This window comes from Arthrobacter sp. MDT2-34-1, from assembly GCF_059091365.1.
Map to the genome: position 1 here is coordinate 366,664 of NZ_JBNHGO010000003.1, position 21,731 is coordinate 388,394.

Annotated in this window: 19 protein-coding genes and 1 pseudogene; 11 read left to right on the top strand and 9 right to left on the bottom strand. The window is 68.0% G+C overall.

Features of this window, described 5'->3' with window-relative positions; genetic code table 11:
- The first annotated feature begins 82 nt into the window (after positions 1-82).
- The 6 genes from AC5RVV_RS15010 (at position 83) to ligM (ending at position 5,875) form a co-directional block, all read left to right on the top strand.
- A complete protein-coding gene (locus AC5RVV_RS15010; RefSeq protein ID WP_494002190.1) occupies positions 83-817 on the top strand; it encodes a PIG-L deacetylase family protein in 735 nt (244 codons plus the stop codon).
- Positions 814-1,509 (top strand): 4-carboxy-4-hydroxy-2-oxoadipate aldolase/oxaloacetate decarboxylase, encoded by a 696-nt coding sequence (locus AC5RVV_RS15015; protein ID WP_494002191.1) that lies wholly within the window; start codon positions 814-816, stop codon positions 1,507-1,509. The genes AC5RVV_RS15010 and AC5RVV_RS15015 overlap by 4 nt, the downstream gene beginning before the upstream one ends.
- The gene (locus AC5RVV_RS15020; RefSeq protein ID WP_494002192.1) at positions 1,499-2,668 is read left to right on the top strand and encodes a 4-oxalomesaconate tautomerase; all 1,170 of its coding nucleotides are present in this window, start codon (positions 1,499-1,501) and stop codon (positions 2,666-2,668) included. The genes AC5RVV_RS15015 and AC5RVV_RS15020 overlap by 11 nt, the downstream gene beginning before the upstream one ends.
- A complete protein-coding gene (locus AC5RVV_RS15025) occupies positions 2,665-3,627 on the top strand; it encodes a VOC family protein (protein WP_494002193.1) in 963 nt (320 codons plus the stop codon). Before AC5RVV_RS15020 ends, AC5RVV_RS15025 begins: the two co-directional genes overlap by 4 nt.
- Positions 3,628-3,679: 52 nt before the next feature.
- On the top strand, positions 3,680-4,369 hold the full coding sequence (locus AC5RVV_RS15030) for a GntR family transcriptional regulator (protein WP_494002194.1): 690 nt from the start codon (positions 3,680-3,682) through the stop codon (positions 4,367-4,369).
- Between the two features lie 99 nt (positions 4,370-4,468).
- Positions 4,469-5,875: a vanillate/3-O-methylgallate O-demethylase gene (gene ligM, locus AC5RVV_RS15035; RefSeq protein WP_494002195.1), complete on the top strand. Its 1,407-nt coding sequence runs from the start codon at positions 4,469-4,471 to the stop codon at positions 5,873-5,875.
- 106 nt (positions 5,876-5,981) lie between these two features.
- Here ligM and AC5RVV_RS15040 read toward each other — a convergent pair whose 3' ends face one another.
- Positions 5,982-7,487 (bottom strand): aldehyde dehydrogenase family protein, encoded by a 1,506-nt coding sequence (locus tag AC5RVV_RS15040; RefSeq protein WP_494002196.1) that lies wholly within the window; start codon positions 7,485-7,487, stop codon positions 5,982-5,984.
- Between the two features lie 207 nt (positions 7,488-7,694).
- Positions 7,695-7,877 (bottom strand): hypothetical protein, encoded by a 183-nt coding sequence (locus AC5RVV_RS15045; protein WP_493977043.1) that lies wholly within the window; start codon positions 7,875-7,877, stop codon positions 7,695-7,697.
- 79 nt (positions 7,878-7,956) lie between these two features.
- Here AC5RVV_RS15045 and AC5RVV_RS15050 point away from each other — a divergent pair, with 79 nt between their 5' ends.
- A complete protein-coding gene (locus AC5RVV_RS15050) occupies positions 7,957-9,420 on the top strand; it encodes a protein adenylyltransferase SelO (RefSeq protein WP_494002197.1) in 1,464 nt (487 codons plus the stop codon).
- A gap of 235 nt (positions 9,421-9,655) precedes the next feature.
- The gene (locus AC5RVV_RS15055) at positions 9,656-10,357 is read left to right on the top strand and encodes an endonuclease/exonuclease/phosphatase family protein (RefSeq protein WP_494002348.1); all 702 of its coding nucleotides are present in this window, start codon (positions 9,656-9,658) and stop codon (positions 10,355-10,357) included.
- 148 nt (positions 10,358-10,505) lie between these two features.
- Here AC5RVV_RS15055 and AC5RVV_RS15060 read toward each other — a convergent pair.
- Positions 10,506-11,321, bottom strand: a pseudogene (locus tag AC5RVV_RS15060) (EamA family transporter); the annotation flags it as partial.
- Positions 11,322-11,367: 46 nt separating this feature from the next.
- Here AC5RVV_RS15060 and AC5RVV_RS15065 point away from each other — a divergent pair.
- A complete protein-coding gene (locus AC5RVV_RS15065) occupies positions 11,368-11,862 on the top strand; it encodes a MarR family winged helix-turn-helix transcriptional regulator (protein WP_494002198.1) in 495 nt (164 codons plus the stop codon).
- Between the two features lie 201 nt (positions 11,863-12,063).
- Complete coding sequence (treS, locus tag AC5RVV_RS15070) at positions 12,064-14,427, top strand: maltose alpha-D-glucosyltransferase (protein WP_494002199.1); 2,364 nt, start codon at positions 12,064-12,066, stop codon at positions 14,425-14,427.
- Positions 14,428-14,431: 4 nt separating this feature from the next.
- Here treS and AC5RVV_RS15075 read toward each other — a convergent pair whose 3' ends face one another.
- The 3 genes from AC5RVV_RS15075 to AC5RVV_RS15085 all read right to left on the bottom strand — a co-directional run bounded on the left by AC5RVV_RS15075 (position 14,432) and on the right by AC5RVV_RS15085 (position 16,835).
- The gene (locus AC5RVV_RS15075) at positions 14,432-15,337 is read right to left on the bottom strand and encodes a hypothetical protein (RefSeq protein WP_494002349.1); all 906 of its coding nucleotides are present in this window, start codon (positions 15,335-15,337) and stop codon (positions 14,432-14,434) included.
- A gap of 102 nt (positions 15,338-15,439) precedes the next feature.
- A complete protein-coding gene (locus tag AC5RVV_RS15080) occupies positions 15,440-15,787 on the bottom strand; it encodes a GNAT family N-acetyltransferase (RefSeq protein ID WP_494002200.1) in 348 nt (115 codons plus the stop codon).
- Positions 15,788-15,821: 34 nt separating this feature from the next.
- Positions 15,822-16,835, bottom strand: coding sequence for a pirin family protein (locus AC5RVV_RS15085; RefSeq protein WP_494002201.1), 1,014 nt, complete (start codon positions 16,833-16,835; stop codon positions 15,822-15,824).
- Positions 16,836-16,919: 84 nt separating this feature from the next.
- On the opposite strand from AC5RVV_RS15085, the gene AC5RVV_RS15090 reads away from it, so the two are divergent.
- A complete protein-coding gene (locus AC5RVV_RS15090) occupies positions 16,920-17,543 on the top strand; it encodes a DedA family protein (RefSeq protein ID WP_494002202.1) in 624 nt (207 codons plus the stop codon).
- Positions 17,544-17,587: 44 nt separating this feature from the next.
- On the opposite strand, the gene AC5RVV_RS15095 is transcribed toward AC5RVV_RS15090, so the two are convergent.
- The 3 genes from AC5RVV_RS15095 to AC5RVV_RS15105 all read right to left on the bottom strand — a co-directional run bounded on the left by AC5RVV_RS15095 (position 17,588) and on the right by AC5RVV_RS15105 (position 21,709).
- Positions 17,588-18,862, bottom strand: a complete 1,275-nt coding sequence (locus AC5RVV_RS15095; protein WP_494002203.1) for an ArgE/DapE family deacylase — start codon at positions 18,860-18,862, stop codon at positions 17,588-17,590.
- A 135-nt stretch (positions 18,863-18,997) separates the two neighbouring features.
- Positions 18,998-20,326: an MFS transporter gene (locus AC5RVV_RS15100; RefSeq protein ID WP_494002204.1), complete on the bottom strand. Its 1,329-nt coding sequence runs from the start codon at positions 20,324-20,326 to the stop codon at positions 18,998-19,000.
- 186 nt (positions 20,327-20,512) lie between these two features.
- A complete protein-coding gene (locus AC5RVV_RS15105; protein WP_494002205.1) occupies positions 20,513-21,709 on the bottom strand; it encodes a helix-turn-helix domain-containing protein in 1,197 nt (398 codons plus the stop codon).
- Between the last annotated feature and the right edge of the window lie 22 nt (positions 21,710-21,731).

A 21,731-nucleotide genomic window follows, 5' to 3' on the forward strand; every position in this document is an offset into this window, starting at 1 on the left:
CGCGGGAAGTGGAACCAGAATTGTTGACGATTATGGTTCCCGGTGGTTGACTTCCCCTAGGACAACGACCACGGGAGGACCTTTGAGCGACACCGAGCCGGCCCTGTTGGTGGTCAGCGCGCACGCGGGCGATTTTGTCTGGCGGGCCGGCGGCGCCATTGCCGCCGCGGCACAGCGCGGGGAACGCGCCGTCGTCGTGTGCCTGTCCTACGGAGAACGCGGCGAGTCCGCCAAGGCCTGGCGCGAGGGCAAGGAACTGGAAGAGATCAAGGCGATCCGCCGGCAGGAGGCGGAGAACGCCGCCGCGGCGCTCGGCGCCGAGGTCCGGTTCCTGGACGCCGGCGACTATCCGCTGGTGCCCACGCGGGAACTGGTGGACGAGCTGGTCAGGATCTACCGCGAGGTCAAGCCCACGGTGGTGCTGACCCATCCGCTGGCCGACCCCTACAACGGGGACCACCCGGTCGCCGCAAGGATGGCGCTGGACGCGCGGGTGCTGGCGCAGGCCATCGGCTACGACGCCCCGGGCGACCCGCTGGGCGCCCCGCCGGTGTTCTTCTTCGAACCGCACCAGCCGGAACAAAGCGACTTCAAGCCCAACGTGCTGCTCGACATCACGGCGGCCTTCCCGGCCAAACGCACGGCGATGGAATGCCTGCCAGCGCAGCAGCACATGTGGGATTACTACACGGACCTGGCCACGCGCCGCGGCGTGCAGGTCAAACGCAACGCCGGCCCCAACCTCGGCTTCCCCACGGACACCAAGGGCGAGGCGTACATGCGCTACTACCCCCAAGTGACCGGCACGCTGGCATGAGAAACGTCATCGTCACCAACCCGCCCCGCGCCGAGCTGGCCGACGCCAACGCGCTCGCAGGCTTCGGCGTGGCCACGGTCCACGAGGCGATGGGCCGCACAGGCCTGGCCGGCCCGCAGTTCCGGCCGATCCAGTCCGGCGTCCGGGTGGCCGGCACCGCCGTCACGGTGCTTTGCTGGCCCGGCGACAACCTGATGATCCACGCGGCCATTGAGCAGTGCCGCCCCGGGGACATCCTGGTGGTCACCACGACGTCCGAATGCACCGACGGCCTGTTCGGCGAACTCTTCGCCACCGCCCTGCAGTACCGCGGCGTCCGCGGCGTGGTCACCAGCACCGGGGTGCGCGACGTGGCCGAACTGCAGGCGATGGGCTTCCCCGCCTGGTCCGCGGCCGTCCACGCCCAGGGCACGGTGAAGGCGAGCGCCGGGGCGGTCAACGTTCCCATCACTCTGGGCCGGGTCACGGTCCGGCCGGGCGACGTGATCGTGGCCGACGACGACGGCGTGGTCTGCGTGCCGCGGCTGGAAGCACCGGCAGCGGTCGAAGCTTCGCAGGCGCGCCTGGACAAGGAGGAGAAGACCCGGTCCCGGTTCCAGGAGGGGACGCTGGGCCTGGACTACTACGGTTTGCGGCCGGTGCTGGAGAAGCTCGGCGTTCAGTACGTGGCGGCCGAGGACTATGACGGCTGAGCACGACGGCGATGCCCGGCCCTTGGGCGCGGCCGCACCTTCCGGAGCCGGCGGGGACTACGACCACGGCGTCCGCTGCATGCTGATGCGCGGCGGCACCTCCAAGGGTGCCTACTTCCTGGCCCGGGACCTGCCGGCGGACAGCGCCGGCCGCGACGACCTGCTGCTGCGGATCATGGGCAGCCCGGACGCCCGCCAGATCGACGGCATCGGCGGGTCGCACCCGCTGACCAGCAAAGTGGCGGTCATCTCGCCGTCGGCCGGCGAAGAGACCGACGTGGACTACCTGTTCCTGCAGGTCGCCGTGGACGAGGCGACGGTCACGGACAGCCAGAACTGCGGCAACATCCTCGCCGGCGTCGGACCCTTCGCCGTCGAACGCGGCCTGCTTCCGGCGCAGGGAAGCACGACGGCGGTGCGCATCCGGATGGTGAATTCGGACAGCAGGGCCACGGCCACCTTCCCGACGCCCGGCGGCCGGGTGGACTACCGCGGGGACGCGGCCATCGACGGCGTGCCCGGTACGGCCGCCCCGGTCACCCTTGACTTCGCCGACACGGCCGGATCCTCCACCGGGGCGCTGCTGCCCACCGGGCGGGAGACGGACGTGGCGGACGGCGTCGACGTTACCTGCGTGGACAACGGCATGCCGTCGGTCCTGCTGCGGGCGGCCGACCTCGAGGTCACCGGCTACGAGGATCCGGCCGAGCTGGAAGCCGACACCGCCCTGGCCGACCGGCTGGCCCGGATCCGACGGGAGGCGGCGAAGCTGATGGGCATGGGCGACGTGTCCGGCAAGACCGTGCCGAAGCTGGTGCTGCTCTCCGCGCCGCGGAACGGGGGCACGGTCAACACCCGCAGCTTCCTGCCGGTGCGCTGCCACACGTCCCTCGGCGTGCTCGGCGCCACCACCGTGGCGGCCGGCATCCAGCTGCCGAACGCCGTCGGACACGAACTGGCCCGGCTCCCCGCGGGCGGGAGGCCGCTGCGGCTCGAGCACCCTACCGGCTACCTGGACGTCGGCGCGGAACTGGCCGACGGTCCCGCCGGCATCACCACCACTTCCTCCACGGTGCTGCGGACGGCGCGGAAGCTGTTCGACGGCACCGTCTTTCCCCGAGACCGGGCCGCCCCGCAACCACGTGAAGGAAGACCATGACACCCCAGCACCGCGACATCGCCCACCTGGGCAACATCGAACTGTTCACCGACAAGTTCGACGAGAGCTACCGGTTCTTTAACGACCTGCTGGCCATGCGGGAGGTCGCCCGCGCCGGAGCCTCGGTCTTCCTGCGCACCTGGGACGACTACGAAAACTGGAGCATCAAGCTCACCCCGCGCCAAGCCTCCGGCGTCGGACTGGTCGCGCACCGGGCGGCCTCACCCGAGGCGCTGGACCGGCTGGTGGCTTCGATCCAGGAATCCGGGCGGGGCGGACAGTGGCGGGACGGGGAATTCGGCGTCGGGCCGTCCTTCCACTTCGCGGACCCGGACGGCCACCCGATGTCCGTCTACTACGAGACCGAGTGGTACCGGGCCACGGACGACAAGCCGGCCCTGAAAAACCAGGCGTCCCGCTTCCCCGGCCACGGGGTCAACGCCCGCCGGCTGGACCACATCAACTACCTGGCGGCCAATGTGGAGGAGAACGCGAAGTTCTCGGCCGACGTCTTGGGCCTGAAGGACAGCGAACTGATCCGGCTGGACAACGGACGCATCGCGGCCCATTGGTTCCGGTTCGGCCAGAAGTCCTATGACCTGGTCTACTCGGCCGACCACCTGGGCGCCTCCGGCCGCCTGCACCACATCGCCTTCGCCCCGGACACCCGCGAAGACATCCTCAAGGCCGCCGACATCTTCCTGGAGAACGGCATCCACATCGAGTCCGGCCCGCACAAGCACACGATCAACCAGACGTTCTTCCTCTACGTCTACGAGCCGGGCGGAAACCGCATCGAGTTCGCAAACGCCGGCGCGCGGCTCCTGCTGGCGCCGGACTGGGAACCGGTGGTCTGGACCGAGACGGAACGGAAGAAGGGCCAGGCCTGGGGGATGCAGACCATCTCGACCTTCCATACCCACGGCACACCGCCCGTCGAGGTGCCGGACACGCACTGAGAACCGATGGGCTAGGTTATTGGCAACAACTTTGTCAGCACACTATCCAAGCATGGAGCAACCTCCCGTGAGCACCGCCAGCCAAACTGCCGTACCCCGATCAACCGACTCGGCCGCCGTCGTCGCCGGGCTGAAAAGGGCGATCGACCGGGGCGAACTCGTGCCCAACCAGCGACTGGTGGAGGCGGATATCTGCGCCGAGTTCCATGCCAGCCGGGCCACCGTCCGGGCGGCGCTGGCGGAGCTGACGCTGGAGGGGCTGGTGGAGCGCATCCAAAACCGGGGCGCCCGGGTGCGCGCGGTCGCGGTGGAGGAAGCGGTGGAAATCACCGAGGTCCGCGCCGCCCTGGAAGCCATCTGCGCGGCCAAGGCCGCCGAACAGGTCACCGACGAGGACGTGCGGGAACTCCAGGCCCTGGGCGAGTCCATGAGCCGGGCCGTGGCCGCCGGCGACCTGCTGCAGTATTCGGACCTGAACAAGACCCTGCACCGCCGGGTCGTCGAATTGAGCCGGCACGAAACGGCGGCGGCACTGATCGCGCGCCTGCGCGGCCAGAGCGTCCGGTTCCAGTTCCGGCTGGCCATGCAGCCGGGCCGGCCGGCCGTATCGCTGCCCGAACACCTGGAGATTCTGGACGCGGTCTGCGCCAAGGATCCGGAACGGGCCGCCGCAGCCATGGATAAGCACCTCAAGAGCGTCGCCAATGCCATCACGCGGGCGGCCGAGGAGCCCGGCCGCTAAAGAAGCCGGTTCCCCTGCCGCCCGCAATCGAACAGCATGCCTTCGGCCAACGGAGGCATGGAAGAGACGCCGGCCCCGGCCGGCGGGGATAGGGGAATCATGAGTGCACAGAACCTGCAGGACGTCCTGGACCAGGCCGGCAATACGGTGGATCTGCTGCGCAATTCGCAGATCGGCGCCTATGTTTATCCGGTGGTGGCACCGGAATTCACGAACTGGCGCAGCGAGGTCCGGGCCTGGCGGGAGACCGCCGTGCTGTACGACCAGTCCCACCACATGGACAACCTGTTCATCAAGGGCCCCGATGCGCTGAGACTGATCTCCGACACCGCAATCAACTCGGTGGCCACCTTCCCTGTAAACAGGGCCAAGCAATATGTGCCGACGACGCCGTCCGGGCACGTGATCGGCGACGGCATCCTCTTTCACGAGGCCGAGGACCAGTTCGTCTACGTGGGGCGTTCCCCCGCGGCCAACTGGCTGCTCTTCCACGGACAGACCGGCGGGTACGACGTGGAGCTTCAGGTGGACCGGCGGTCGCCGTCGCGGCCGATGGGCAAGCCCGTGCAGCGCAGGTACTGGCGGTTCCAGATCCAGGGTCCCAACGCGTGGCAGGTCATCGAAAAGCTCAACGGCGGCACCGTGGAGCAGCTGAAATTCTTCAGCATGGACCACATGCAGGTGGCCGGGGCACAGGTGCGCACGCTCCGCCACGGCATGGCCGGCGCCCCCGGGCTGGAGCTCTGGGGGCCCTACGAGTCCTACGAGCGCGTCCGCGAATTTATCCTGGACGCCGGCCGGGAGTTTGGCCTGCTGGCCGTCGGCGCCCGGGCCTACTCGTCCAACACCCTGGAATCGGGCTGGATTCCGTCCCCGCTGCCGGCCATCTACTCCGGGGCAGAGCTTCGCCCGTACCGGGAATGGCTGGGCGCGGACAGCTACGAAGCCGTCAACGCCGTGGCCGGCAGCTTCGTCTCCGACAACATCGACGACTACTACCTGAACCCGTGGGAGCTGGGCTACGGCTCCTTCGTCAAGTTCGACCACGACTTCATCGGCCGCGACGCGCTGGAGAAGATCGACGGCGAGGCGCAGCGGAAGAAGGTCACGCTGGCCTGGAACGCCGAGGACATGACCAAGATCTTCGCCTCGCTGTTCGACACGGAGGGGACGCCCTACAAGTACTTTGACCTGCCCAACGCCAACTACGGCTCCTCGAACTACGATTCCATTGTCGACGCCGGCGGCACGAACGTGGGCCTGTCCCTGTTCACCGGTTACAGCGCCAACGAGCGGCGGGCGCTGTCGCTGGCCACGGTCAACCCCGACGTCGAAATCGGTACCGAGGTGAACGTGGTCTGGGGCGAGCCCGACGGCGGCACCCGCAAGACCACCGTGGAACCGCACCGGCAGCTGGAAGTCCGGGCCGTGGTCAGCCCGGCGCCCTACTCCGTCACCGCGCGCAAGGAATACCGCGGCGGCTGGCGGACCGCCCAGGCCGTCTGAACCGGGGCCGGGCCGCCCGCGCGGCCGGCCCGTTCCTCGGGTGCCTCGGCGTCGGGCGGAGGAAGGGCCGCCCGCCGCCGCGGTAGCCCGCCCGCCGTCGTCGTATTTAGTGGCCTGCGGCGGCCGCCGCCTCGTCCAGGTGGGCGATGGCGCGGGTGTCCTGGAACGCACGGATGCCTTCGATGCCCTGTTCCCGGCCGAAGCCCGAGTGCTTCATGCCGCCGAACGGCGCCCGGAGGTCCAGGCGGGTCGCGCCGTGGTCGTTGACCCAAACGTAGCCGCAGACCAGTTGCGAGCCGACGGCGTTGGCCTTGTCCGTGTCCGCGGTCCACACCGAGCCGCAGAGGCCGGCCCAGGTGTCGTTGGCCAGGGCCAGTGCTTCCTCTTCGGTGTCGAAGGGGAGGATCGGGATGACCGGACCAAACTGTTCCTGCGTGACCACGCGCAGCTGCGGGTCCGGATCGACCACCAACGCCGGCCGCAGGAAGTTGCCGCCCTGCAGCTCCGGGTCCGCCGGCAGTTCCCCGAATTCGCGGACGTCGGCGCCGGCGGCCTTCGCCTCTGCGATGAGTTCTTCGACGAAGGTCTTCTGCGCGGGCTGGTGCAGCGGGCCTATGGTGGTGCCCTCGTCCAGGCCGTAGCCGACGACGGCCTTCTCCAGCCTCTCGGACAGCCCGGCGACCAGTTCCTCCAGCCGGGAGCGGTGCACATAGATGCGCTTGGCGGCCATGCAGATCTGCCCGGTCGTGTCGAAGACCGCGGCATACAGCCGGTCCAGGTGCGTGTCGTCCAGGACGGCGTCTTCGAGGACCACCGCCGGGTCGTTGCCGCCGAGCTCCAAGGTGACCCGGGTCAGGCTCTTGGACGCCATCTCCATCATCTTCTTGCCGCCGCCCACGCTGCCGGTGAAACAGACCTTCGCCACGTCGTCGTTCTGGATCAGGCCGCCCATCTCGCTGTCCTGGCCGGTGACAATATTCAGCACCCCCGGCGGCAGCTTTTCCGCCACGCGCTGCACTACCCGGGTGATTGCCAGCGGGGTGGTGGGCGGCGGCTTCACGATCGCGGTGTTGCCCGCCAGCAGGGCGTGCGGCAGCGAGGCGCCGAGGATGGCGATGGGCCAGTTGAACGGAACAATCACCGTGACCACGCCCAGCGGCTGGTACGCCACGGAGGTGGTTACCGGGATGCCCGGAGCCGGTTCCAGGACCTTGCCCTGGTCCACCTCGTCCGCGAGGGCGAGGGCGAGCTGGAAGCGGATCTCGAAGACCAGGGCGTCCACCCAGGCCTCCATGCGGATCTTGCCGTTTTCCTGCGACAGGATCGCCGCGTCCTCGTCGCGGAGATCGGCGATGCCTTCGATGGCCGCGCCGAGCTGGGCGGCGCGTTCCTTGGCGCCGAGCGCCGCCCACGCGGGGAAGGCGGACTTCGCGGCGGCGACGGCGTCGGCCACATCCTGCCGGGTGGCGGCCGCCGCGTAGCCGACCACTGAACCGGGCTTGCCGGGGTCCGCTACCGCGTATTTTTCGCCGGAGTCCCGGACCTCGCCGCCGATATAGAGCCCGGTGGTGACCTGGCCGGTTTCGCCGGTAGTGCTTGCTACGTCAGTCATCTCGAAACACCTCTCTGTGTTTTGACCGTTCCGGCCCCATGCCGGAACTGCAGGAGCGACGTTCTTCAGCGTCGGCGCCCCCGGCCGGCTGAAGGCGACAACCAGAAGAGCGTGGTGGCGCCAGTTTCCCCTGCCTTCAGCTTTGCCTATCCACGGGGGGAGTGCTAGGGGTAGGTGCGCCCTATTTTCCGGCTGGCGCGGCCCGCTTTAGTAGCCGCGGTACGGGTTTTCGTCCGTGCCGCCGCTGCGGCCCTGGTCGTAGCCTTCCTGCCAGGCTTGGTGCACGGAAGCCACCAGCCCGGCGAGCAGTTCGTAGGAAGGGTGGTCCGGTCCGATGTACACCATCTCTTCTCCGGCCCGGTTCAGGATGCTGTGGATGTGCGTGCTCATCGTGGTCTTTCCTTTGCAGTTCCCGGGCATCTGCCGGCTGGGGTGACGCCGCCCGCGGTGTCCTAGTTATTCTTGGGGGATGAGTGCTTCAGCACAATCAACCCTCGCGTTTGATGGCCGCTTCGCCCGCGAGCTTGCGGAGTTGGCCGTCCCCTGGCGGGCGCAGGAGGCCCCCGACCCGCGCCTGCTGGTTCTCAACGAGCCGCTGGCCGCCGAATTGGGAATCGACCCGGCGGCCCTGCGCAGCCCCGACGGGCTGCGGCTGTTGACAGGCAACCGGATCCCCGGCGGCGCCACTCCGGTGGCGCAGGCGTACGCCGGCCACCAGTTCGGCTGGTACTCGCCCCGGCTCGGCGACGGGCGGGCCCTCCTGCTGGGCGAGCTGACCGATGCGGGCGGCCGGCTGCGCGACGTCCACCTCAAGGGTTCGGGGCCCACGCCGTTCGCGCGGGGCGGTGACGGCCAGGCCGCGGTGGGCCCGATGCTGCGCGAATATGTGGTCAGCGAGGCCATGCATGCCCTGGGCATTCCCACCACGCGCTCCCTCGCCGTCGTGGCCACGGGGCTGCCGGTATACCGTGACACCGAGTTGCCGGGAGCCGTTCTGGCGCGGGTGGCCGGCAGCCATCTGCGCGTGGGAAGTTTCCAGTATGCCCGGGCCACGGGTGACGCCGGCCTCCTGCGCCGGCTCGCCGACCATGCCATTGCCCGCCACCATCGGGCGGCCGCCGAGGCCGAGCACCCGTATCTGGCGCTGTTTCAGGCAGTGATCGGCGCCCAGGCCGCGCTGGTGGCGCAGTGGATGCTCGTGGGATTCGTGCACGGGGTCATGAACACCGACAACATGACGATCTCAGGTGAAACCATCGACTACGGGCCCTGCGCCTTCATGGACGCCTTCGATCCGGCCTCCGTCTTCAGTTCCATCGACGAGGGCGGGCGTTACGCGTATGCCAACCAGCCGCTTGCCGCCGAATGGAACCTGGCCCGGCTCGCGGAGGCTCTCCTGCCGCTCTTGCACGACGATCAAGAGCAGGCGGCCGCGCTCGCGTCAGAAGCCCTGGGCGCCTTCAGGAGCGAGTACAGCGCCGCCTGGCTGGCCGGCGCGAGGAGCAAGATCGGCCTGGGCGACGAGGTCGATGCCGCGGGGGCCTCCCTGCTCGTGAATGACCTCCTGGCCCTGCTCCAGGCGGGCAAGGTAGACCACACAGCGTTCTTCCGCAGCCTCGGCGCGGCCGCCCGGGGCCAAACAGAAGCGGCCCGGCGCCTGTTTCCGGACCCCGCAGGGTTCGATGACTGGCTGGGACGATGGCGTCCGCTCGGACCGGACGCGGGTTTGATGGACCGGGTCAACCCCGTCTACATTCCCCGCAACCACCTGGTCGAGGAGGCCCTCGACGCCGCCACGCACGGAGACCTGGACCCGCTGAGCCGCCTGCTGAACGCGGTGACCCGCCCCTACGACGAGCGTCCCGGTTTGGAGCGCTACGCCGCCGCCGCGCCGGACGACTTCGGCAGCTACCGGACTTTCTGCGGAACCTGAGGGACCGCCGTCCTTAAAGCCACGACGGGATGGCTGCCGTTGCCCGTGAACGCACCCCCGATGGTCGCCGCCGGCACGCGCCGTCGAAGGAAATCCGTGCCCGGTTTCCGGCCTCCATGCGGGGCGAATCCGCCCTTTTGACCGCCCCGGCAGGCGGCAGCCGAATGTAACCGCAAGGCTGGCTCTGTAGTATGGGCGCAGGCTACAGCGACCGCGACGGAAGGGTGATTCTTTGTTGAGAGCCATCAGCTACAACCTGCGGAAACACAGTGCGAGCGCGGAGCTCGAGGATTTGACCGACCGCTACGACGTCGACGTCATGTGCCTGCAGGAAGCGGACACAGAGAAACTTCCGCACACGCTGGGACACCTGCGGTTGGCCGATTCGACCAAGGGAAACAGGCTGGGGCTGGCTGTCTATTACGACGAGAACAGGTTCTCCGCACTCGATACCAACACCTTCGAACTCAAGAAGTCGCTGCACGATTATGTGCTGGCGCCGGCCCACGAGCGGCTGCTCGGAGTCAAAATGGTGGACAACGAGAGCAAACACGAAATCGTCGTCGGTGACTTTCACGCCGCGCCGCTGACGGCCACCAACTCCCTGCGCCGGCACCAGATCAAGGCCGGCCACGAAGCGCTGCTGGGCATGGGCGGCAACGGCGAGCAGATGACGCTGATGGTGGGGGACTTCAACTACCCCTTCTTCACCAAGAACCTGATTGAGCACCTCAAGGAAACGGGCTACGAACTGACCCTGAGCAACCGCCGGACCTACACGCGCTACAAGCTGTTCCGCGGCCACTTCGATTTCGCCACCTCCCTGGGCCTGGACATTCAAAGCGTGGAAACCCTGCCGCGCGGCCAGTCCGACCACCTGCCGATCCTGGTGACGGCGGAATACGTGGACGAGAACCGCGAGGCCCGCGCCAGCTGACGGGTTCGCCATATTCCGCCAACTGGCGGTCGGCTGAAGGTCTGACAGACGAGAACCAGCGGAAGTGCATGCGCCGAATGGCTGCCGCGGCGGCGGAGGCCCGCCCGCCCCTTGCCGTCGCCTTGGAATTGGAGGCGACCAGTGTTGCCAAAATCAGCAACGCCCCCGCTGTTTGACCGGGGGCGAGTTCCTGATAAAGGACCAGCCATCCGGTGGCGGTGGCGACGACGGGACTCAACAGTCCCAGTAGCGACACGCTAAACGCCGGCAGCAGCTGCAGCCCACGGAACCACAACGCGTAGGCCACAGCAGTTCCGATCACCGACAGGTAGATGTAGCCACCGATATTCGAACCGGTCAGCTGCGGCAGCGGGCCCTCCATGAGGAGGGCCAGCGGTGCCAGCAGCAAACCACCGGCCGTCAACTGCCAGCACGTAACGGCCAGAGCCGTATCCGGCTGCCCCCACTTCTTAGCCAGCACCAGGCCGGCGCCCATGGACAAGGTGCCGCCCAAGGCGGCCGCGACCCCCACCGCGTCGAGTCCGGCGTGTGATTGCAGCACTATCAGCGCGACGCCAAACAAGCCGACGGCCGCTGCAATGACCTTGGGGCCGGTCAGCCGCTCGCCGATCCAACGCGAGGCCAGGGCAGCCACCAGCAAAGGCTGCACGGCGCCAATGGTCGCCGCCACTCCGCCGGGCAACCGATGGGCGGCAACAAACAGCAGGGCGAAGAAAACGCCGATGTTCAGTGCGCCGAGCAGTGGGGCCTTCCACCACCAAGGGCCCTGCGGGAGCCGCCGGACAATCAACAGCAGGAGGAGCCCTGCAGGTAGCGCCCGCAGTGCCGCTGCCAGGAGCGGCTTGTCTGCAGGCAGCAGTTCGGTGGTGACCGCGTAGGTCGTTCCCCAGGTCAACGGGGCGAAGGCAGTGGCTGCCAGGAGGAGCCATCGATTGCTAAGCACTTAGCCAATATAGCTAAGCTCTTAGCGAATCGTCTATGCTGGATGCGTGGAAGACCCGGTAGCGAAAATTTTGGCGCAGTGGGCTGCGGAACGGCCCGACCTGGACGTTTCGCCTATGGCAGTGATTGGACGGATCACCCGCGCGTCGCGGAAGGTGGACGCCGTGCTGGCGGCAACGTTCGCCCGCCACGATCTCGATTCGGCCAGTTTTGACGTCTTGGCGACACTGCTGCGCTCGGGGAAGCCTTACACGCTCAGTCCACGGGAGCTGACCCAGGCCGCCATGGTGACCTCCGCCGCCATCGCCCAGCGCTTAAACCGGCTGGAAGAGCGGCGGCTGGTCACAAGGACCAAAGACATCACGGACGGCAGGGGCAAGCAGGTTACCCTCACGCCCGCAGGGCGGGACCTCGTCAACAAGGCTCTGCCAGACCATGTGAACACCGAACGCGCCCTGCTCGCCGGATTGACTCGGACGGAACGCGACCAGCTCGCGCGCCTGCTGGCCAAGGTGGAGCAAGCGGCCGAAGCGCGCTGCTAGCCGACCGGTACGAAGTCGGCTCCTACAACGAGCACGACCGGAACGGTTCCGCGGTCCTCGTACCCGGCAGCGGTCCACTTCCTGCTGAAACCGCCCGGCTGACCGGTGGCCCGGGGTAGTGGTGGCCCCGGCCGTCTGGCAATGTTGGGGGTAGAGCCCGTCTGGAGAATTCCAGCCGTCGAGCACAAAGGAGATGACGCCATGAAGGATTCGGTTCTGCGGCACGATCCCGTCCTTGACCGCACCAACCATGACGACGGCGGTGCTGCCGCGAGGGCGGACGGGGGTGCTGCCAGGGCAGACGGGGATGCCGCCGCGGCAGACGGCGGGAACACCGCCGTCGAGCCCCTCGCCGAACCCCAGGCGCCGGACATCAGCTTTGACGAGCAGTTCTACCCGGCCCGTCCCCGCTCGCTGCGCCCCACGGCCCGCCGCCGCCAGTTCGTCCCCGGCCAACCGCCGTTCGAGCCGGACGCGCGCAACAAGGTCTATGTGGAGTGGCTGCGCAACCAGTCCATGCTGGGCGACGCGAAGGTTTTGGGGCGCCAGCTCTCCGGGCAGGCCAGCATGTGGCAGAACCCGTTCGCGTACCCGAATCCGCGGGCGGCGGTGGAGCGGGCCTCGGTCTGGTTCACGGCCTACCCGCTGTCGCTGATCACCAGGCCCGGACAGACGTTCTTGGCGGCGCTGGGCGATGCCGCGCTCTGGGAGGCCTTCCAACAGATCGGCATCAAGGCCATCCACATCGGGCCGGTGAAGCTGGCCGGCGGCCTGACCGGCTGGAACCATACCCCCAGCGTGGACGGGCACTTCGACCGCATTAGCATGGCGATCGACCCGCTGTTCGGCACCGAGGACGAGTTCCGGAGCATGTGCGGGGTGGCCGCCGAACACGGCGGCACGATCGTGGACGATATTGTGCCCGGCCACACCGGCAAGGGAGCAGACTTCCGGCTGGCGGAGATGAACTTCCGCGACTATCCGGGCATCTACCACATGATCGACATCCCGGAGTCCGACTGGGACCTGCTGCCGGATGTCCCCGAGGGCGAGGACTCGGTCAATATCGACGTCGCGACCGAGCGCCGGCTCCAGCAGGCCGGCTACATCATAGGCGAACTCCAGCGGGTCATTTTCTACGAACCCGGCGTCAAGGAAACCAACTGGAGCGCCACCCCGCCGGTCCTGGACACCGAGGGCAAGGCCCACCGCTGGGTCTATCTGCACTACTTCAAGGCCGGCCAGCCGTCCATCAACTGGCTGGACCCCACCTTCTCCGGCATGCGCCTGGTGATGGGCGATGCCCTGCATTCGCTGGTGGACCTGGGGACCGGGGCGCTCCGGCTGGACGCCAACGGCTTCCTGGGCGTGGAGAAGAGCGCCGAGGAAACGCCGGGCTGGTCCGAGGGGCATCCGCTCTCAGCGGCGGCCAACCAGATCATCGGCAGCATGGTCCGCAAGGTCGGCGGCTTCACCTTCCAGGAGCTGAACCTCAGCATCGACGACATCAAGGCCACCTCGGAAACCGGCCCGGACCTGTCCTACGACTTCGTGACGCGCCCGGCGTACCACCACGCCCTGGTCACCGCGGACACCGAGTTTCTCCGGCTGACGCTGCGCCTGGCCATGGACATCGGCGTAGACCAGGCGTCGCTGGTGCACGCGCTGCAGAACCACGACGAGCTCACCTACGAACTGGTGCACTTCACCACCAAGCACAAGGACGACGTCTACGAGCTCGACGGCGAGGAGCTCACCGGCGCGGAGCTGGCCCACAAGGTCCAGCAGACCCTGCGGGACGGGATCACCGGCGAAGCCGCCCCCTACAACCTGGTCTTCACCGCCAACGGAATCGCCTGTACCACGGCCAGCGTGATCACCGCGGTGCTGGGCATCACCGACCTGGATTCGATCACCGAAGAGCAGTCGGCCGAGATCTGCCGCGTGCACCTGCTGCTGGCCATGTACAACGCGCTGCAGCCGGGGGTCTTCGCGCTCTCCGGCTGGGACCTGTGCGGGATGTTGCCGCTGGAGCGCAGCCGGGTGGCCCGGCTGATGTCCCGGGGCGACACGCGCTGGATCAACCGCAGCGCCCATGACCTGATGGGTTTCGACCCGACAGCCGAGACGTCAACCTCCGGCATGCCCATGGGCAAGGCCCTGTACGGCACGCTGCCCGAGCAGCTCGAGGACGAAGCGTCGTTCGCCCGGCAGCTGGCACGCATCCTGGCGGTCCGGGAAGAGCACGGCATCGCCAAGAGCGCCCTGATAGATGTTCCCGACGTCTCCCATCGCGGCATGCTGGTGATGGTCCACCAACTGGTCTCGGGCGGGCAAGAGGTCACGGTCCTGAACTTCTCCGGGCAGGAAATCGCCGGTACCGTCCGCTCCGAAGCTTTGGAGCTGGGCTCCGAAGTGACCGACGCGTTCAGCGGCGAAACAATCGGCACGGTGGACGACCTGCACAGCTTCTATCTCCACCTCGGACCGTACGCGGGCACCGCCTTGCTGATCGCGCCGCCGGTTGCCGAGGCCGACGACGACGCTCCCCAGGCGGGTGCCTGATCCGCTAGATCTCCCAGTCGCCGAGCCCCTCGGCGCCGTCGCCAAAGAAACCACCGAAGCCTGCGTTGTCTGCAAAGCCCTCACCGGCGGAGGCGACGGTGTCGCCGAATCCTTCCGCGGCGCCGGCCAGTCCTTCCCCGATGCCGGAGAATCCTTCCAGCAGGGGACCGGCGATGGCCGAGCCGACGAAGCCGGCGGCCACACCGGCCAGCAGGCCGGCGCCCAGACCTCCCGCGGCGCCGGCGGCTCCGGCGGCAAGGCGGCCGCCGCCCCGCCCCGTTCCGCTCCGGCCGAGGATCCGTTCCATGAAGCCCGGCTGCGCCAGTTCGGCGCGGGTAGCGGTCCTGGCCAGCGTCTCGGGCCGGTCGGAGGCGGCCCGCTCTGCCGCGGGGAGCTGGCTGTTGAGCTCGTCCCGGAGCATCGCGCGCTGCTGCGGGGTCAACCGGTTGAAGGCTTCGGCGTGGGCCCGCTCCATGTCCTGGGGCGGTGCAGTCTGCAGCATGTACTTGTATTTCGCGATGGCCGCCTGGTCGGCGTCCCGGCCGGCGGGTTGCCCGGGCCTGCCGTCGCGAGGCTGCGGCCGGGACGGATACCTTTGACCGCCGTCGCCCCCGCCACGGTTGTACCCGCCGTCGTAGCCGCGGTCCTGCCCATAACCACGGTCCTGCCCGTAACCGCGGTCGTAACCACGGTCCTGACCGTAGCCGCGGTTGTAACCGCCGTCGTAGTTAGGGTCCTGGCCGTATTCGCGGTTTTGGCCGCGCCCGTAGCCTGCCTCCTGGCCGTAGCCGGGTCCCCGGCCGGAGTCCTGGGGCCGCGGCGGGCGCTGCTGTCCGGTGCGTTGGGCCAATTGCTCCTTGGCGTACTGGATGGCCTTTTGCTTGCCCTTTTGGACCAGCTTGTCAAACATTCCCACGGTTCCGCTCCTTGCCTGCCCGGTGGAAGCCGGTGCACGGGGTCATCTCTCCCCGTTAAGAACTGTTGGCGACGGCAAAGGGTTCCGGCGGTCTCCCTAGCCCGCGACGCGTTCGACCGCTTGCACGTGTTCGGGCCGCACCGGGGTGGTCTGGGGCAGGTACTCCGGGTGCTTTTCGACGTAGGCCTTAATGTAGGGGCATACGGTCACCACGGACACCCCGGCAGCGGCCGTGTCATCCAGCGAGTAGCGGGCCAGGCGTCCGGCCAATCCCTGCCCGGCATACTTCTCGTCAACGGTGGTGTGGAAGAAGACACGCTCGGGGCCCGACGGCCCCTCGAACGGCAACCAGTGGGCCTTGCCGATCACCTTGCCGCCGTCCACCAGTTCGTAGCGGCGCCGTCCGGCATTGCTGCGGACGGCGATGGGGGCGTCGGCTTCCATGGTTACTCCTGATGATGGGTCGGTCCGGCAGTGCTCAGCCGCGGGGTCGCAGCTGGACGGTCGGCAGCGTCGGGGCGGGCAGCGGTGCGGGCGTCCCGTCGGGGAAGGGGCCGAACCGGGGATACGGGGCACCGTCCGGATAGGTGCCGTTTTCGGGTTCCGGCGCGGGGTCGACGTCGATCTCGGCCTGCCAGGCGGCGCGGTACGCCACGATCTCCTCATGGCTCCGGCCCACGAAGTTCCACCACATGATGATCTGCTCGCCCAGCGGCTGGCCGCCGATGAGCAGCAGCCGGGCCGGGGCGTCCCCGGCCTCGAGGACGAGGCGCTTTCGCCCGGGGGCGAGGTAAACCAAGTGGTCCACCGGGACGTCGTTTCCGTCCAGCCGGAGGTCGCCGGTATCCAGCAGGACTCCGTGTTCGAACCCGGCGTCCAAGGCGAGTTCCAGCCGGGACCCCGCACGCAGCGTGGCCTCGGCACCGAGCAGCGGAGGGGTGTAGGTGTTGACGGGAGACGTGGAGCCGGCCAGCGAACCGAAGAAGACGCGCAACTCCGTCCCCTCGCCGACGACGGGTTCCGGTGCGTAATGTTCGAACGTCGGCGGCATGTTGCGGGTCGAGTCCGGAAGGGCGAACCAGAGCTGCGCGCCGTGCAGGACGGTGGTGTCCGGCGTCGAAAATTCCTGGTGGGAGATGCCCCGGCCGGCGATCATGAGGTTCACTTCCCCCGGGCGCACGATGGCTTCAAACCCGGCCGAATCCCGGTGCGCGATCTTGCCGGAGAACAGCCAGCTGACCGTGGCCAGGCCGGTGTGCGGGTGGCGGGGAACCTGCATGCCGCCGGTACCGGACACCAGGTCGGGCCCGTAATGATCCAGGAAGCACCAGGAACCGATCAGGCTGCGCCGTTTCTGCGGCAGGGTGCGGCGGACGTTCATGGCCCGGATGCCGCCCAGCGGGACGTCACGCGGCGCCAGGACCTCCGCGTCGGCGGAGTCTGCTTCCAGTGAACAGACAACTTCCCTCGGTGCCGCCTCCAGGTTGCTCATGGCCTCAGTTTAGACGGGCGCTTGCAGCGTGCCGCCAGATGCAGCGTTGCACCTGCACCGCCGTGCATCGGGGAGGATGGGGGGATGGACGAACTCGGCGAACTGCTGCGCAGCCTGGATTACTGGTGGATCTACCCTGCCGGTGCGCTCTTCGTGACCGTTTCCGCGCTGGTTCCTCCGGTGCCGAGCACCACGCTGTTCGTCGCGCTGGGGTCGCTCTCGGTGCACTCGGACCACCTCGACCCTTACGTACTGGCGGCCGCCATGCTGGCCGGCGCGGTAGCGGGTGACGCCGGCACGTTCTTTCTGGTGCGCCGCTTCAACCTCGCCGAGCGGAAGGTGTTCTCCGGGCGACACTGGCAGTCAGGCTTCCGCAAGGCCCGCACCGGGCTGGGCCGCAAGGGGCTGCCGCTGGTGCTGACGTCCCGGTTTGTTCCCATGGGGCGGGTGACGCTCAATGTGGCCGCCGCTATGATTCCCCAGCCCGGCCGCCGGTTCCTGGCGCACTCCGCCCTGGCCGGTGTGCTGTGGTCCGCCTACTCGGTGGGCATCGGCACCGCGTCGGGCGTGTGGCCGCAGCTGTCCACCGAGTTCGCGGTGCTGCTCGCCATCGCAGCGTCCTTGGTGCTCGGGTCGCTGATCAACCACACGTTGAAGTGGTGGGAAAACCGGCAACGGATGGAGTCCCTCCAGAAGCGGGGCCGCTAGGCGGTCGCCGGCACCGGCAGGAAGCGCGGGTGCCGGCGACTGTGTCAGGCCCGCTCTTCCACGCCGCACCAGTTGGCGATGAACAGAGCGATGCTCTTGGTGATTCGACGGACCGATTCGATGGATACCCGCTCGTCGAAGCCATGGATCGCTTCGGAGACCGGGCCGTAAACAAGCGCGGGCGTGTCGGCATAGAGCGCGAAGACACGCCCGTCCAGGTAGCCGGGAGTGGTGAAACTGCCAAGCTCCTGACCGAAGACTTGCTCGTGCGTGCTCTCCAGCAGGGACTCGGCTTCGCTGCCGGGCTCCAGCACGTAGCCTTCGGAGAAGAATCCGGTTTTGGTGGCGACGGCCTTGATCGGCTCGGGGCCGGCCCCCAGCCGGGCGAGGCATTCCTGCAGTTCGTGCCAGGCCTGCTCGGCCGGGATCCCGGGGTAAATGGCCGCCCGCACATCGAATTCACACCAGGCGGGCACGCTGGAGGGCCAGTCGCCGCCGATGATCTGCCCGAAGTTGAAGTTAATGGGGTGTTCCAGGTCCTCGAAGTAGCGGTGCCGGCCCCGCTCCGCGTTCCACTTCTCCTCGACTTCGCGCAGGGCGGTGATGGCGGTATAGGCGGCGTCGATGGCGTTGAAGCCGGTGCCCATCTCGCGCGGATGGGTCGGGTTGCCGGTGACACGCACCTTGAACCAGAGCACCCCGACGTTGGCCCGGACCAGCATGTCCTCTTCGGGCTCGGGAATGATGACCGCGTCCGCCCGGTACCCGCGCATCAGCGCGGACAGGGAACCGTTGCCGGTGCATTCCTCTTCGACGACGGACTGGAAGTGGATGCGGCCGGCGGGGTCGAGGCCGGCCGCCTTGACGGCGTCGAACGCGAAGAGGTTGGCGGCCAGGCCGGCCTTCATGTCGCCGGCGCCGCGGCCGTACATCCAGCCGTCGATGATGGGAGCATCCCAGGGGGAGCGCGACCATGCCTCTTCCGGCCCTTCCGGCACCACGTCGACGTGTCCGTTCAGGATGAGCGAGCGGCCGGTTTCGGCGGCAGGCCGGTAGGTGCCGACAACATTGTCGACGTCGTCGTAGGAGACGGTGACGGGGCCGAAGCCCGGATGCGTGGCGAGCTCGTCGGGATCCAGCTGCCAGCGGTCCATTTCCAGGCCGCGGGCGGCCATCGCCGTGTGCAGCAGGTCCTGGGCGCTGCCTTCCGCGGTCCGGAGCGACGGGTGCTTCACCAGCTCCTGGGTGAAGGCCAGCTGCGCGTCGAACGCGGCGTCGACGGCATCGAGAATACGTTGGGACTGTTCGTCATTGATCATCCGAATGCTCCTTGATATGGCGCGGGGGAGCCGCCCGGCTGGACGGCTCCCCCGCGAGGTGGTGAGAGGCTGGCTTCCGGAGGCGGTGTCCACCGGAGGCCGGAGCCCGCCCCGGGGTGGGGCGGGCGTGGGGACTTAGCTGTCGGCTACGATCTGCTTGTCCTTGACCCGCAGCCGTTCGCCGAGGAACCCGCCGAGGGCCGTGAGCAGCGCGATGATGGCAAGGATCATGGCCGCGCCCCAGGATTGGTTGCCGGAGACGCCGAGCATGGCGGTGGCGATCATGGGCATGAAGCCGCTGGTCGCGCCGGCGATGTTGTAGCCCAGGGCCACGCCGGAGTAACGCAGTTTCGCCGGGAACAGTTCGGTCAGCAGCGCGCCGTTGACCGCGTACGCCACGGCGATCAGCATGATGCCGAAGGTGATGGCCAGGGTGATCAGCAGCGGGGACTTGGTGTCGATCATGGCGAACAACGGGAAGGCCAGGACGGCGGTGAGGATGCCGCCCCACATGGTGACCTTGCCCGGGCCGATCTTTTCCGCGAGCCGGCCCATCAGGATGGTGACGATGATCTGGGCGACGGCGGCGATCAGGGTGGCGTTGACCATCACGTTGCGGTCCACACCCAGGGTGTTGACGCCGTAGCTGACCACGAAGGTGGTGATCATGTAGAAGCCGCCCACGCCCAGCAGGGCGGCGAGCACGGCAACCACCAGGCGGCCGCCGGCGTTGCGGAAGACGTCGAAGGCCGGGACCTTGGAGGTCTCTTCCTGGGCCAGCAGATCCTTGAAGATCGGCGACTCCTCCACCTTGAGCCGGATCCACAGGGCGATCAGGAGCATCGGGAAGGCCAGCAGGAAGGGAATGCGCCAGCCCCAGGCGTCAAAGAAGTCGGACGGGAAGAGCAGCACGAGGGTGAACGCCGTGGAGGCCAGCAGGGTCGCCACCGGCGAGCCGACCTGGACCAGGGCGGCGTACCGGCCGCGCTTCTCGGCCGGGGCGTGCTCGACGGCCATCGTGACCGCGCCGCCCCATTCGCCGCCCACGGCCAGTCCCTGGACGAGCCGCAGGACGGCGAGCAGGATCGGGGCCGCCAGGCCGATGCTGCCGAAGTCGGGCAGCAGGCCGATCAGGCCGGTGGCGACGCCGATCATGACGATGGTGGTCAGCAGGGCGGGCCGGCGGCCGTACTTGTCGCCGATGTAGCCGAAGAGCATGGCGCCGATCGGGCGGGCTGCGAAGCCGACGCCGAAGGTGGCGAATGAAGCCAGCAACGCGGCCGTGGGATCCAGTTCGGTGAAGAACAGGCGGTTGAACACCAACGCCGCGGCCGTGCCGAAGAGGTAGTAGTCGTACCACTCGAGAGCCGTTCCGACGAAGGCGGCCCGGGCGATCTTGCCTGCGTCCTTGCCGGAGACTTTCGGCGGAGCGCCGGGGGTGTTGAGAGATTGCGGCGTCGTCACGTGTTGCCTTTCAAGCTGTGCGGGGCCGGCATCGTTGGAGGAGGCAGCGGCAGCCCGTAATTCCTATGGCCCTGAACGGAGGACATCCCGAGGTAGAGCTGTGAAGTACCTCTCGACTGTAAGGTAGTGCCATTCCCCTGAACAATGACAATACTCACCGGCTTGACAACGCTTACTTGTGCCTTTTCACAACTTGTGCCCATTTTTGTAGTCCGCGAGCGCCACGAGTGCGAGCGCTGCCTGCGCCGGAACCGTCATGTCCAGCCCGATGACTTCCTCCAGCGAATGCAACCGGTTGACCACCGTGTTTCGGTGGCAGTAAAGTTCCTCCGCGGTTTCCTTGATCGAACCGGTGCGGCCGTAACTTTGCGCCACCTGCAGCAACCGCTGGCGCTCATGCGGCGTGCAGTGGTCCAGTGCCGTGGTGACGGGGAGCGAGAATCCGGGGAGCGCCTTCTCCAGGAGGTCCCGGGCGATGGACATCCAGGTGCCCGCGATGGTGGCCAGCCCCGTATCGGCACCGTGCTTGGCGGCCAAAACCAAAGCCGCCGCTGCCGCCTGCGGAATCGCGGCCAGGCCCTCCACGCCGGGCATATAGCCGGCCGGAAATTCGGGCGGATCGTCCTGCCAGGTCCGTCCGGCTCGGCTTACCCGGAAAAGGTAGAGGGCGCCGGCGCGTTCGTAGGAGAAGGTGTGACGGTCGGCCGCCGGCTGGTCCGGCAACTTCGCCGCGGCCTCCTTGGTGACCGCAATCAGTTCAAACACGTCCGAGCTTTCTACTTCCAAGCCGGCGGCGATGTCGGAGACCTCGCCGGTGTTTTGGGTGTCGGTGTTAAAGAGCCGCGAAAGCAGCCGTTGCCGGTGCAGCTGCTTGTCGCGGGCAAGCAGGGCTTCTTCTTCCGAAAACGCCTGCTGGATGCTGCTGACATATCTCTCCACAGTGTCCAAGACCCGGTCCATGTTGGCAACGAGCACGTCGGTGCCGTGCCCCCGCGCAACGCGTTCAAGGCCTTTCCACAGGACCCGGAAGTCGTTGCGTACCGCGCTCAGGAAGGCCTCCAGCGGAACCCCCTGGCGTGCCCGGCGGGAAGCCACATCCCTCGGCAGGGACCGAAGATCGGGCGGCAACTCGAGGCCGGCCATCTGGAACAGGAACATCTCCATCGTGTCCACCGCTGTCCGGCGGACATCCTCGTCCGGAACCAACGCCCCCTCATAGGAGATGGCCGCAAAGCGCGCCAGGAAGTCGCTGACCAGTAAATCGCGTTCCTGCCACAGGCGCCGGATAAGTTCGGTCCACTGAGGTTCGGCCGACGGGTCGGGATTGAAGTCCCAATGCCGGCTGGCGTCGTGGGGGAAGGGCTCTACGCGCGGCTCGCTCATGCATCCATCTTATGCATTTGCC